This is a genomic window from Facklamia sp. P12955, from assembly GCF_050409565.1.
In the GTDB taxonomy this organism is placed as follows: domain Bacteria; phylum Bacillota; class Bacilli; order Lactobacillales; family Aerococcaceae; genus Facklamia.
Genome location: NZ_JBNUPF010000004.1, coordinates 32,904 through 45,383, shown reverse-complemented (window position 1 = coordinate 45,383; position 12,480 = coordinate 32,904). Strand labels below are relative to the sequence as shown.

The 12,480-nt window shown below is 34.7% G+C and carries 13 protein-coding genes and 1 pseudogene; all 14 read right to left on the bottom strand.

The window, feature by feature from the left end; translation table 11 throughout:
• Positions 1-101: 101 nt before the first annotated feature.
• Positions 102-458: a hypothetical protein gene (locus ACQV2G_RS01805; protein WP_428875970.1), complete on the bottom strand. Its 357-nt coding sequence runs from the start codon at positions 456-458 to the stop codon at positions 102-104.
• Between the two features lie 91 nt (positions 459-549).
• Positions 550-954 carry a HEPN domain-containing protein gene (locus ACQV2G_RS01800; protein ID WP_428875969.1) on the bottom strand — a complete coding sequence of 135 codons (405 nt, stop codon included), beginning with the start codon at positions 952-954 and terminating at the stop codon, positions 550-552.
• Positions 955-1,314 carry a hypothetical protein gene (locus ACQV2G_RS01795; RefSeq protein WP_428875968.1) on the bottom strand — a complete coding sequence of 120 codons (360 nt, stop codon included), beginning with the start codon at positions 1,312-1,314 and terminating at the stop codon, positions 955-957. It lies immediately after the preceding gene.
• Between the two features lie 10 nt (positions 1,315-1,324).
• Positions 1,325-1,720, bottom strand: coding sequence for a DUF6941 family protein (locus ACQV2G_RS01790; RefSeq protein WP_428875967.1), 396 nt, complete (start codon positions 1,718-1,720; stop codon positions 1,325-1,327).
• Between the two features lie 229 nt (positions 1,721-1,949).
• Positions 1,950-2,843: a peptidoglycan recognition protein family protein gene (locus tag ACQV2G_RS01785; protein ID WP_428875993.1), complete on the bottom strand. Its 894-nt coding sequence runs from the start codon at positions 2,841-2,843 to the stop codon at positions 1,950-1,952.
• Positions 2,844-2,975: 132 nt separating this feature from the next.
• Positions 2,976-3,335, bottom strand: a pseudogene (locus ACQV2G_RS01780) (glycoside hydrolase family 73 protein); the annotation flags it as partial.
• Between the two features lie 63 nt (positions 3,336-3,398).
• On the bottom strand, positions 3,399-3,716 hold the full coding sequence (locus ACQV2G_RS01775; protein ID WP_428875965.1) for a hypothetical protein: 318 nt from the start codon (positions 3,714-3,716) through the stop codon (positions 3,399-3,401).
• A 2-nt stretch (positions 3,717-3,718) separates the two neighbouring features.
• Positions 3,719-4,006: a hypothetical protein gene (locus ACQV2G_RS01770; RefSeq protein ID WP_428872910.1), complete on the bottom strand. Its 288-nt coding sequence runs from the start codon at positions 4,004-4,006 to the stop codon at positions 3,719-3,721.
• A 56-nt stretch (positions 4,007-4,062) separates the two neighbouring features.
• Positions 4,063-4,656, bottom strand: coding sequence for a carbohydrate-binding protein (locus ACQV2G_RS01765; RefSeq protein WP_428875963.1), 594 nt, complete (start codon positions 4,654-4,656; stop codon positions 4,063-4,065).
• Positions 4,656-4,841: a hypothetical protein gene (locus tag ACQV2G_RS01760; protein WP_428875962.1), complete on the bottom strand. Its 186-nt coding sequence runs from the start codon at positions 4,839-4,841 to the stop codon at positions 4,656-4,658. Before ACQV2G_RS01760 ends, ACQV2G_RS01765 begins: the two co-directional genes overlap by 1 nt.
• A 21-nt stretch (positions 4,842-4,862) precedes the next feature.
• Entirely contained in the window at positions 4,863-6,461 is a 1,599-nt protein-coding gene (locus tag ACQV2G_RS01755; protein WP_428875961.1) for a hypothetical protein, read from the bottom strand.
• Positions 6,462-6,471: 10 nt separating this feature from the next.
• Positions 6,472-8,946 (bottom strand): G5 domain-containing protein, encoded by a 2,475-nt coding sequence (locus ACQV2G_RS01750; protein WP_428875960.1) that lies wholly within the window; start codon positions 8,944-8,946, stop codon positions 6,472-6,474.
• Positions 8,943-11,696 (bottom strand): phage tail spike protein, encoded by a 2,754-nt coding sequence (locus ACQV2G_RS01745; RefSeq protein WP_428875958.1) that lies wholly within the window; start codon positions 11,694-11,696, stop codon positions 8,943-8,945. Before ACQV2G_RS01745 ends, ACQV2G_RS01750 begins: the two co-directional genes overlap by 4 nt.
• The gene (locus tag ACQV2G_RS01740) at positions 11,693-12,469 is read right to left on the bottom strand and encodes a distal tail protein Dit (protein WP_428875956.1); all 777 of its coding nucleotides are present in this window, start codon (positions 12,467-12,469) and stop codon (positions 11,693-11,695) included. Before ACQV2G_RS01740 ends, ACQV2G_RS01745 begins: the two co-directional genes overlap by 4 nt.
• Positions 12,470-12,480: the final 11 nt, after the last annotated feature.

Below are 12,480 nucleotides of genomic sequence, written 5' to 3'. Positions count from 1 at the left end.
ATATCAAGCTTTATTTAAGTTCTCTTTCGCTTAAAAACATACAAAAATATACACTACTATATACTTTTGACCCCTTTTTTGCCCCTTTTTTTAAAGGGGTTTTATTCTTCATAATCAACCCTAATCAAATCGTCCATTTCAATGAAGAAATATGCCTCTTCGGCCTTTACACCTATCTTATCAAAATCTAAAACATCAATGATTCCCTCAATAAAAGTAGTTTTCTTTTTGGAATCTATGTAGGTAAATCTAACTTCTAGTTTTTGAATGTAAGCTTGGTTTAATAACATCAACTTTTCTTGCGGGTTTTGTCTTTTATAAACACGTTCGTGAACATCGTAATTATTTTTTAAGGCTGCGGTATGTTCTGAAAGGAAAAATCCCATCCATTTAGCCATCTTGCGGTCTTGATATTCTCGCGCTGATTTCGATTTTAAATAAGAACGGTCTACACTCATATCATCACTTCTTTTTTGTTTAGATTATACGAACAAGCGTTCTTATTGTAAAGAATTTTAAATTAAAAAAGGATAACTATAAATAGTTACCCTATAATTTATTTAATGTATTAAATGTTTTTTCACATGTTTTAATTATTCTATCAACGGGATCTCTGCTGAATAAATTACTATTACCATCTTCATAATCAGCTTTTTTTCTATATTCTTTTAATTTTCTCATGGTTCTCATTATTTCGTTTTTATCGGGTAAATCTTCATATTTATTTAAGCAATCAATAATTTCAGTGTGACTACCTAATCCACCTTTTACCGTTTCAAAACCCTTCAAATTATTTAACTGCCTTATTTTATTAAGACAAGCATAATATCCAGAATGTACAGCGATACGGTTTAGCCCTTCAATTTTACTTGGGGTTAATTGTTCTCCTTCAATGTCTTTATCTAGTTGATTAACTATTTTGCAGATTTCTAAGTTTGTTTCCCATATATACATTTACTCACCTACAGTAAATATAAGTTTTGAGTTCGTTCTATTCGCATGATCATTTAGTTCTTCTTCGATATCAAAAAGTTGATCAAATGAAAATTTATCAGAGTAAAAAGATACGTATGTGTAATTTGCATCATCCGCATATTTATTTAGTTTTATTGAAAAACCTTGCTTATCTACTACTTCTTTAATCAAATCATGAATTTTTGCTTTTTCGATTTCAACAAGATTAATGTCAGTATTGTTAAACGTTATATTTTCATTCACTTGCAATGTAACTTGTGGAGTGATTTGATTTATATAAGAAGGAGCAAACGGTAGAGTAGTTACAGCTACAGCACTTGCAGCTTGTTTCAATTTCATGTTAACCCTCCTAATCTAAATCAATATTTTTATTAAAAATCTCGAAACTATACGATGCAACCTTTTTCTCATTTATATATAGTTCGCATATGTGTGTACCATCATTTTTAATGATCACATCATCTGCATTAATGTTTAACTGCAAAACTCCTCGTTCGCCAATATTCGATGAGTTTAATGGACCGCTCGCTGATAAAATCTCTTTCTCTTTCTTATCAGTTATTGTGACTCTTGCCTCATAACTGCTCTCGATTTCAGATACAACTATTAATGAACAAACAGTAAAAGAAACAGTAGTAGGAAGAAAAGGTACTTGCATTTCAGCTATAGGGTTAATTAAATGTATACTTCCATCTTCTTCGTGAAATTGTTTTCTTGCAACTATAACTGTGCTGTTAACTATCATAATTAACCTCCTTCTCTAATTCATATTACCATAAATATTAGCCTTCTAGTTACGGAAATGCAACAGTTATTTTATGAAAACTATAAATAGCTTCTATACATAAAAATAACCCCACCTCCAATTAAGGAAGTGGGGAGTTTTTCTTTTGAGAATCTTTTGAATTTAATTTATTAGAGTCTTGAAAGCCACATAAAGTCCTATAACCGTTATGATGAAACCTATCAAACCTTTAAGCTTTTTTGATTTCATACAATACACCGTCTAGATAGAATTGACCGTCTTTTACTTCATAAAATTCTTTATCAACGTTCTTATCGATTTCAGCTTCAACACGGTCATCTTTATTGATTTCAGTATCTTCCACTTTGACCCAATCAGATTTAGCTTCTTTAATATGTTCTTCAAGAATCCAAGAATTAAAATCCTCAAGTAGATAAGCTACTTTTGAATGAGACACGTCTTTAATGTCCTTGACTTGCTTAATCTTGGCTTGCTTCCCAGTGACATCAATAGATGGTTTCATTTCCACCTCTTTTTGTGGATCGTACCATTTGCCGCCATTTTCAATGGTTACCATGTCACCTACTTTTAACTCTTTAAATGGCAATTTAGGGCTTGTATATCCCTTGACTTCAAAGGTTTCTAATCCTTTTGGATTATATCTAGAAGTTCCTCGTAAGGTATTAATGTGGTTAACAATCATCGACAAGTAAATTCCCCACGTAATACCTTCTTTACCTGCTCTAATTTGTGCTGGGCAGTTCTTTTTATTAGGGGCATAATCATAATGTTGTTTAATCATCAATAAGGGATCCCAATTCTTTAAATAGCAGTAGATAGCTGATAACTTAGCCATGTTGTCCATCGCTTTTTTATAATTTCCTCCACGGTTGATACACCCTTCAAAGGCAATAGTTCTCATATTTCCAGGACCCTTGCCGTCTGAGGCGTGCCAACATGAAACATCGTCTTCAAACGATTGGATAGCTTCTTTGTCGTCCACTTGCCAATGCCACGAAGCACCGTATACTCTTGATTGTAAGTTAGCGTGCATTTGAGCAGTAGCCCGAGGGTCAACATTGCCAGTGTTGTGAGTTGTTATACCATATTTATTATCATTCATTCGTCCAAAACAGTTTACTCTAGGTTTAACTGGGGCTAGTTGTTTCTTGATTTTAAGCCCTAGAATATCGGCACATTGTTGAAAAGTTAGCATCTTTTTATCCTCCTTATCATACTGCTTCAAATCATATTCATTGATTAAATTAATTAGTTTTGCTCCATAAGTTGAATCTGTCGCATACGTACCCGTTAAAGCTCTTGCCTGCTGTTCGGGTGTCTTGGCACTTAAAACATCTTTGTATGCGACGTTTTTGCGATAGTCTGTAGATGTAAAGAAACTTGCATGATCCTTTACTGACAACTCCCAAGAAGCATACTTCCTAAAATCCCCCGGAACTTTAATTAGTTTTCCAGTAACTTCTTCTTTGGTAATCTTTGTGTATAATTCTCCTGCCCAAGGATACGAAGCTTTAATTCCAAACAAGTTTTTACCATGAATGGCTAAATCAGATTGGCCAAAGTTAGACTCCAAGCAAGCTTGAGCTATTCGAACCGAATTAAAAACAGGACTGGAATATTTTCAACCAGTCCTGCGATTTGCTCGATAAAATCTTTTCTATTCATTTGAGATCCCCTTAAATAAACTATTGACAAACTTGTTAGACCATTCGTAAATACCAGTTGACATGATCGCTGCTGCTAACCCAATGAAGGTGTATAACGTCCAATCTTGCCCTAAAATCCATGCAAAGATTATTGCCATTGTTTGACCGATTAATAAAGTGATCACACGTATAAGATTAGAACTCAAACGAGAATTCACATCAAAAGCTTTAATCAATTCTGTTAACGTTGCGATAATTACCGAGCAAATTAAAAGGACAGCAATTGCTGCCCCGTCTAAATTTGATAATGATTGTGAGATTTGATCCATTGTTAGTTCCTCCTATTAGAAATAATTTTGATACGTTCATCATGTTTTATAATGTCATCTTCATTTTTTCCGATACGGACTTCATGTTCTTTCAACTTTGCATGAATATTTAGGCGGTCTTTTTCCGACTGATCCATTCGCGAGTTCCAAATTTTCAGTTCGTATTTAATGTCTTTTAGTGTGTCATTTATGAGATTAACACCCTTATACGCACCAACAAACATTCCTGTAAGAACTGAAATAAGAAACCACCATTCTTTTATGAAATAAGCCATTTCCTTAACCCACATATGTTACTCCTCTCGATTTATTCTATTCACTTAATCACAACCACTAATTTTATCTACTATTCTACTTCTTCCTCTGTTGTTTCAGCATTTTCAAGGTCTTCGATTGGGACTTTATCCTTTATATTCAAAACTTCTTTGTAAAGTGATGGAGTGTCTTCTGGAAACCAATCGGATTGGGAAATGTGATTTTGCAATACTTCATACAATTTACCGTCAAACTTAAAGACATCCCCCTGATCATACTTTTTGCCAATTTCAAAGCCATCATAAGAATTAAAAATAATCTCTTTTTGTTCTTCGTTTAAATCTTTTGCAAAGACCACTGTCTTCATTATTACCTCAGACACAGATTTTACCTTATCCAAATAAGTTTTAATATCTTCTATCTCTTTTGTCTGATTTTTAATTTTCGTGTTCAAGTTTTCTATATCGTTTTCAGCCTTTTTTTCTTTGAAATTTTCTTCAAAGAAAACATCTAAGACACGTTTGACAACTTCATTGTCTTCTGAGTTCATGAAGTTCCCTTCAAGTTCTTTAGTAATTGTATCTATTCCCTTTGAATGTTTACATGTAATAGTCGCTATTGTTTTCTCGATTTCTTGCATATTGTCACTCTTAAAAACGGGATATTTAACCGATACTTCAAACATTACTTAACCTCCTTTTTATTTTTTGTTGCTGCTTCATTCAACTCTTCAGCTTCTTTATTTTGATAATTTTCTAAATTAAGACGTAAGACTTCATTATTCACTTTTAATATAGCGATTTGCCTTGTAAGATCTTCGATTACGTTGCTCACTGCTACATCTTTTATTGTTATTGTTTGTTCACTCATATTAAAATCCCTTCCATATTATTAATTTACTACATAAGCGATATCGTCATTTACCCAAAACTCTGAATAACTTGTTTCTACGCTACCGTCATTGTACACTCTGTGGCACCTATAAGGTGCTGGGGTGTTCCAGGTAGCTTTATATAAGACTTTGTAGGTGAGGTTTCTATAGGCTGGATCAACCGTCAATCTATATCCGTCTTGATTATAAATCGTTGATGAATTTAACTTAATCTTGGCACCTACATAAATTTTGCTGCCAGATCCCGTTTCACCACCTGTGTCACTGCTGCCTGGATTGACCGTTCCACCTGTATTTGCACCACTATCAATATTTCTTATAGAGCTTTGTAATGTTTTAACAGTTCTTTCAAGATTGGCCAGTCTTGACGCTAGATTTTGTAGATTGGTATTTATACAAATCCATTTATTAGTGGCAGGCTCATAAATATAGAAATATCCTTTATCAGACCCATTGCTATATTTCCATCTGATAGCACCACCACTCATGACGTCCTCAATAACAGTGTCGTTATAATAATTGTCCAGACGAAATCCTTGCGGCCTGTCTCCGTGCAATATAGGCCGATACAATCTCACATCACCTAAAGAGCCGTGAACGGCTAAAGATTGTAAATAACTGTTATCAGCACCTGTTGAATAACCAAGAATAAGATTTGCTCCACTTTTTCCTGCTAATGCAAAATCTCCACCTGCTGAATAAGACAAAGCCCCTATCCATTTATTAACATTATTTCGATTGCCATAAACACGAATGCCGTCGGCAACAAATTCTGTTGAAATTTCATTTGACCCGATTGTTTTTAATACCTTCATGCCATTTGAATCAATTTTCGTCATGCTATGCTTACCATTGAACATAGCTTGTATAAGGTTGGCTTCTTGGCCTGTTATATTCTTAGCATTAATATTGATAATATTAGCCGTTAAAGCGTCTATAGTGCCTATTTTAGCCGTATTAATGGCCGCGTCAGCAATCATAGCTGACTTAATCGTGGCATTTTGAATATAAGTTGTATCAGGGGTGATTCGGAGAATATTCTTGCCAGACGAGTTCTTAGAACTAAAAATAGTTGAACCTGCCTGAACATTGATTTCATTTATAATATCTTCTTTGCTAACCGTAACATTATAAATATCTTCACTCATTTGCTGAACCGTTTTTGAAGTTTCGCCTTGAATTAAATTAATTATTTTTCCTGCCGTTGTTAAGGTGCTTGTTTTCAAAGAACCGTCAGCATTGAGAAATTCAGTTAGAATACCATTCGCATTAATTTGAAATTTTCCATAGCCATTTGCTGGGTCTTGCATAGCTAAAGATATGTTATTTAAATTATCAAAAATAGTTCTCAGCCTTGAAGCTTCTGAGGTGTTCTTTTCATAAGGTTTGTTAGGATCTCCAGTCCATAACATTGTTTGTTCTAAATAATAATCTCCTATGTGACCATAGGCAGCGCCATCTAAAACATCTTCATGTATAAGTTCTATCGACTGGTCTGCTGAAGTTGGGGAGAAATCAAAACTTAATAGCTTTTTTCCATCTTCTAAATCTTTAATTTTAGGAGAGATTACTTTATTTTTTGATTTTATTTGGAACATAATTCACCTCCTAAATTCTATACTTAACTTCAATGTCTGCGAAGTGGGAGTCTACTCCGTTAAACAAGCCATCATTTCTTGCTGCTGATAGTGAGTTATAATTGACTAATAAGTCTTGATTATTTATTGAATATATCTCTTTGTGCATTATCCATTTGCCATTATTTGGTATATATGTTTTGCCATCAAATCTTACAGATATTATATCTTTCCCTATTAAGAAATCACTCTCAACATTTATAGTTATTGGTGAGTACCCTTGCCACTGGTGTTGTTTAGTTTTATAAATGAATTTGTTGTTGAAAGTTATGGTTGCTTCTCTTGGTTTGGTTCCAACCAAAGTTATTTGGTCTCTTTTTGATTTTGTGATAGTCCCAGAGGTGTCAACATTTCTGTAGTTGGTTGTTTTGCTGCCGTTCAAATATTCAACTTCACGATAATAAGAGCGAACTCCAGTTATTCCTGATTGCGAAATTCTGGTTTCCCCGATATACATTGTATTTGTGTTTCGATTAATATTTGAATAAGGAATGGGCTCAGTCTTATATACTTCGCGTTTCCATTCAACGGTGGCCGTACCTTGAATATAGATTTCGTTGACTGGTTGTTTTGTTATAACTTCATAATCTTTAACTATTGTTCCTGTTGGCCGATTATCTTTAACATAAACTTCTTTGATCGAATAAATGATTTTGCTTCCTTTTTCGCCATTAGTCCTAACAAAAGATTCGCTAGCTCTTTTATTTCTATCATTGACGGTTTCTCGAACAAAAGGCAAAGATTTAATGGTCGAAGTTTCAACCCATTTTGTTTCTTCTCTACTAAGTGGAATTGACAATTCTACACTTTGATTATTAGGGTTCAATGAATATTTTTTAGAAGCATTTATCAATCTATTTCCTTTGGCTGTCATCACAATCTCATTATCTTGATAAGGTTGTTGAAATTCATAAGGTAAATAATGAACTTTGCCATCTGGTAAGGTCACATAAGATTTTGATCTTTCAACCAATGTTTCTATATCTTCCATAACTGGTTGCCATTTCCCAGTTGAGTCAGATATATATATATTTGATATTAAAACCTCTACATCATTTGTTAAACCTCTATTTGGCTGTATATAAAGCCGATTGGAAGTGCCTTTATTTCCAAATGTTATATACGCATCTACTTTGTGCCTGTTACCATCATTAAGTATCTCTTCAACACCTGGTTGGCTATATGAATATGATTTTAATTGGCCATCAATATATATCTTACTATTTGAAAAACATTTATCTAAATGTCCACCTATATTTTTAAGATTTCCAGAAAGCTTCTGCACATTAAACCTTAAATAATATCTAGTGTTTTCTTTCATATTTTCAAAATTTAATTTTAAGCCGTCATATGCCTTGTCACTAGATGCGACATAAGCTAAACTTTTGCCAAAACTAGAAACGCTTTTATTGAATATCGATTCGATTGGCACTATATCTAGAAGATTTCTATTACTTTCATCAACAATTTGTTCTGATGGGTGTTTAGAATACGGTGTGGCTTCTTTTCCTCTTTCTAGTTTGATCCACTCCAAAGTTGAATCTACAACTACTGTGTTCGGAATTGGATATACCCTAATATGAGTATTATCCGCGATATATTTAACACCGCCGTAGCTGGTTTCTTCTTTCCAAGGAAAGGTCTTAGTTACAATTCCTTCCTCGTTAAATTCTGATTTCTTAATAAAAGCCATACTAACAGATCCTCCAGAATTATATAAAGAGACCCCAGTTTTACCGTCTCCAAGTCTCATTTTTAAAGTGACAGTAACTAATTCTCCGGCCTTAGGTGGGTCTGTAATTGGGAAAAGTTTTGTTGGATAATTCGGGTTAGTAGTAGGTCTAAACGAGTTTAATAGCATGTTCTCACCATCATTCACTTTTACAGTCCCTTTTCTAGTTCTTAGTTGGACTTTTAAAAGGTCGCTTTTTTTAAACACTCCCCAATATTTCATATTGTTTTTCCAATCTTCATTGCTAATATTTCTAAAACGATATATTGAGACCCCTCTATAATCTTTTATTGTGTAATCGTTTTGGGTTCTAAACTCCCCGATCCAAAAATCACCACCAATAGGGTCTAAGGTTGAAGTTACCCATCTACTTTTGCCGCTATATCTCATCAATAAAGCCAAGAGGTTGTTAAAATTACCTTGAACAATAGATATGTATGTTTCACCTTCTACTATATCTTCTTTCAGCCTTCCTTCTCTGATAAGGTATTCTCCATTGATAATATTCAAGTCTGGTTCTTCTAAAAGATTAAAATCTTCTAGTTTCTTAGTAACGTTCTCATACCAATCAGAAGTTATGCTTAACTCATACTCTGGGAATAAACCGTGGTACAAGGTGTCAATTGTAAAATCATCAGTCACATTGTTTTTGATATGACTAGGATACCTTTCATTCTTGGGAACCAGACTAAAATTTACTGGTTTTATTGTCATTCTATCACCTCAAATTCTACTCTCACTTGACTGCTCACTCTTGGTACATATTTAGCAATTGTTCTGAAATGATAATCTTGAGTGACATCAAAACCAGAACCGTTGTGAGTTAGTTCCTTTGTTCTATCTTCAAGTAAGAAAGCCCAGTCATCACCGTTTATGTCTGTATCCAGTCGATTGTCTGAGAAAATCATCTCTTGGTCATTACCAGAAATGTCAACCAATATTTCGGCTTGTTCCGATAACCCTTTCAACTTCAATTCAATGTTTTCCAGAGCTTTTAAATCATACATAGCTGACCAAGCATAATCCCTAGGATTGCCAGATTTTGCAGAAGTTGTCTTATTATAAGCTATCCCTATGAATTTCTTTCCAGTAGGGTCATCACTCATACCCTTACCACTAGCTGTATCAGCATACTTGATCCAGGTGTATAACGTTTGACCGTCTGAACCTTTATACTTAGACCAAATATAATCACTTAGGTTTTCTGATTGTTCTTTTTTATTGTCAACATATCGCCCGATTAAATCGGTTTTAAAATTGCTAATAAACGAAAAACTTTCTGGTATTACATGAAGTAAATTAGCTGTATCAATTTGAATCTTTATGGTTTTATTAAGCTCAGAGCGAAATTGTATCTGAAAGAAATTATGTAAATCTCGAGCGACACCTATTGTGTTTAATTCGAATACTTCTTCTGGATTTAAAATCCTAGTCTTAAAATTCTTATTCAATTTACCACCAAGACCATTAAATAAAACTTGAAATTGTTCTTTCCCAACATTTTTAATTTTTAAATTAATTTTATAATGCTTACCTGCGGTTTCACGAAAAGACATATATGCTGATAGCTGATTTTTACCTGAATTTGTAACTGTGATTATATTGTCTTGAATTAACGGGTGAGTTTGATATCCTATTAAACTCGATATGAACCTTTCTCTACTCAACAATCCGTCGTCTCCAGTTTCCATATAGGCATAATGCGTATATGAACTTTGTCCATCTTCACCTTTAATCTTTGACCACTTATAGTCACTGTAGTTTGATGATTGAGTGGGTGTGTCTTTGTTTTCAGCAATCCCGATATATTGAGTGCTCGCTTTAGGATAGTCGGACATTCCTCTTGTCGGAGTATCAGCGTATTTTATCCAGGTGTATGTTGGTTGCCCATTTTTCCCAGGTGGTCCTTTTACACCATCGCGACCTTCAAGAGATTCTAACCATTCTTCCTCACTTCCTTGAAAGCCATGTTTGACAGCTATTTCATAAGCTGAATCACCTGGAGTCAGTTCGATATTAATCAAATCTTGCTTAGCTTTTTGTAATTGATCATTGAATTTTTTAGATTGTTGGTCGAGTTGTTGGAATTTGTTGTCAATTTCAGCTTTTAGATTGTTGCTGATAATTTCTTTCCATGCCTCACCATTCCATAGAAGCGCGATGAATTCACCCGGATAACGCGGATCTGGTTTAAACCAAAGGTCGTTTACTCTCGGATTTTCTGGTTCTTGATCGTCTAGATAAACTGATAGACCACTATCTTTCACAATCTGTTTGACGTCGTTAATAAATTGCGGAATAATTGAATCTTGAACATTAGAAATGATCTTAGCCGTTGATTGTCGAGTACTCTCGCCGATTCCGTCCCCTATTTGCATATCCACGGCAACGTTCGCTTTACGATCCCACTTAATCACGACTACTCGGGCTTCATAATCTAAGTTCTTGTCGTGTCTTACTACTCGAACGGTATCACCAATGTCTGTATTTGTTAAATACCTAGACGTCGTTTGAAAAAGAACTTTTGGTCTAGACTCATATTGTAAAGCCTCAAAAGTTCTTCTTAGTAGCTCTCCCGGGTCATCTGTTTTCGATTCAAATACCCCAAACTTAGGTATATTCCCTTCGGCGGTTTTAATACCGAACTTACTGGTCGCTTCGGGAAGTTGAACCCATTTTTGACCTAACGGCTTGTCTACTGGATCCCCTTTTGATACTGACCATTCAACATTTTCAAAAGTAATTCGTCTTCCGTAGCCTGCTGTCTCATTGACCGTTCCATCGACTCCTACATCACCTGCATCGGATACTTGAATTGAATTCCCACGCCCGTAAAGAGCAGTCACTATACCGATAGATTCTTCTTCTTTTAAAATGCGTAATGCGTTATGTCCATAAACCACACGCTTACCTATTGATTTACCGACTTTAGTCTTGAAATCAATATACTTTTTACCTAACTTATTACCATTAATTTCGACAAAGAATTGAGCTTCCAGTCCTGTTTGTGCCAAAACCTCTAACATACAATCAAACACCGTTTTATAATAAAAATTGGTGGTCACAGTAGCATTACCCATGTATGCCCCAACAGACCAATCGGTCTTCTCAAATATTCGGTTAAGTAGTTGTCTTCCGTCGGTCTTGTTGGGTCGAATATCTTCGATAATCGCTTTACTAAGATCTTCAATCCCCTTATTTATTCCAACAAGAGCGTGTAGTTGGTGCTCTAAAGACTTCTTAGCAACAAAATAAAAATGAAATTTATAGCGGTCCTCTCTACTAGGCACCGCTATATACTCCACTTCTTGCATTAATTGGTCGTCTTGAGCTTTTATTTCAACGTCTAAACGATCATAAACAAATGAGTCTTTTGTCAACTCAAAAGTTTGATAGCTTGTCTTTATGAGCTTGTCGGGAATGATTTTGATTAATTCCTCTTGATTATTAAATAGATAGATCATAAGGCCTCATTCCTCCAAGTCACTTTTGTTATTGTTACACCTTTACCTGTTATGATGTCCCCCTTCTTGATATAGAAAAACTCCAAATCCGAATGAAGCGCTAAATCAGAATTGATTGATCGTCCCTCGTAATTGATAGAAACCTCATCGCCGCTAAAGTCTATCGTTATATCTTTACCGGCATCATACGCTCCATCTAACACGATTCGTTGACCGCCATTAATAATTTCAACGTGGTTAGTCGTTTTTGTCACGTTAGCAATTATTGTTTTTGGTGTAGTCTGTTTATATACTTCTTCGGTGATAGTATTAGTGTTTTCTGAAATAGTAACCCTTCGTTTTCTAGGCTTAGGACATAGAAAGAAAATAGACCCTACTAGTGTAAGGTCTGTTTCTTCAGGAAGAGAGGCTTTAGTGTAAATAGCTTTGTAGTACCATTCTTTTTCGTCATCAAAAATTAAAGAGAGATCTTCTTGTCTGAGTAAATCATTCAATTTAGTGAGTGACTCTCTCAATTCTTCATTGCTATGTGCAGCTAATATAAAACCTATCTCGATGATTCTTTCTCGGTCTTGATAATAATTCACCCACACTCCGTCATACAACGGGATTGGTTGCGTATCGACTTCTCGGTCAACTAAGCCCCTACCTGCCGTATAGATTTGACGGTAACCCGGAATAATATCATCTATGTATTGGCCATTAATAGCTAGGTTATCTGAAGGGGATTCGAGTGATCCCACTTCAGATGGTCCAATAAATTGATACAACATAAAATCCCCTC

What these genes read in the sequence shown, in the direction of transcription:
- ACQV2G_RS01790 (WP_428875967.1), bottom strand. Translation starts at nt 1,720, where the DNA reads ATGATAGTTAACAGCACAGTTATAGTTGCAAGAAAACAATTTCACGAA.
- ACQV2G_RS01740 (WP_428875956.1), bottom strand. Translation starts at nt 12,469, where the DNA reads ATGTTGTATCAATTTATTGGACCATCTGAAGTGGGATCACTCGAATCC.
- ACQV2G_RS01755 (WP_428875961.1), bottom strand. Translation starts at nt 6,461, where the DNA reads ATGTTCCAAATAAAATCAAAAAATAAAGTAATCTCTCCTAAAATTAAA.
- ACQV2G_RS01775 (WP_428875965.1), bottom strand. Translation starts at nt 3,716, where the DNA reads ATGGATCAAATCTCACAATCATTATCAAATTTAGACGGGGCAGCAATT.
- ACQV2G_RS01770 (WP_428872910.1), bottom strand. Translation starts at nt 4,006, where the DNA reads ATGTGGGTTAAGGAAATGGCTTATTTCATAAAAGAATGGTGGTTTCTT.
- ACQV2G_RS01745 (WP_428875958.1), bottom strand. Translation starts at nt 11,696, where the DNA reads ATGATCTATCTATTTAATAATCAAGAGGAATTAATCAAAATCATTCCC.
- ACQV2G_RS01785 (WP_428875993.1), bottom strand. Translation starts at nt 2,843, where the DNA reads ATGAATGATAATAAATATGGTATAACAACTCACAACACTGGCAATGTT.
- ACQV2G_RS01760 (WP_428875962.1), bottom strand. Translation starts at nt 4,841, where the DNA reads ATGAGTGAACAAACAATAACAATAAAAGATGTAGCAGTGAGCAACGTA.
- ACQV2G_RS01795 (WP_428875968.1), bottom strand. Translation starts at nt 1,314, where the DNA reads ATGAAATTGAAACAAGCTGCAAGTGCTGTAGCTGTAACTACTCTACCG.
- ACQV2G_RS01750 (WP_428875960.1), bottom strand. Translation starts at nt 8,946, where the DNA reads ATGACAATAAAACCAGTAAATTTTAGTCTGGTTCCCAAGAATGAAAGG.
- ACQV2G_RS01765 (WP_428875963.1), bottom strand. Translation starts at nt 4,656, where the DNA reads ATGTTTGAAGTATCGGTTAAATATCCCGTTTTTAAGAGTGACAATATG.
- ACQV2G_RS01805 (WP_428875970.1), bottom strand. Translation starts at nt 458, where the DNA reads ATGAGTGTAGACCGTTCTTATTTAAAATCGAAATCAGCGCGAGAATAT.
- ACQV2G_RS01800 (WP_428875969.1), bottom strand. Translation starts at nt 954, where the DNA reads ATGTATATATGGGAAACAAACTTAGAAATCTGCAAAATAGTTAATCAA.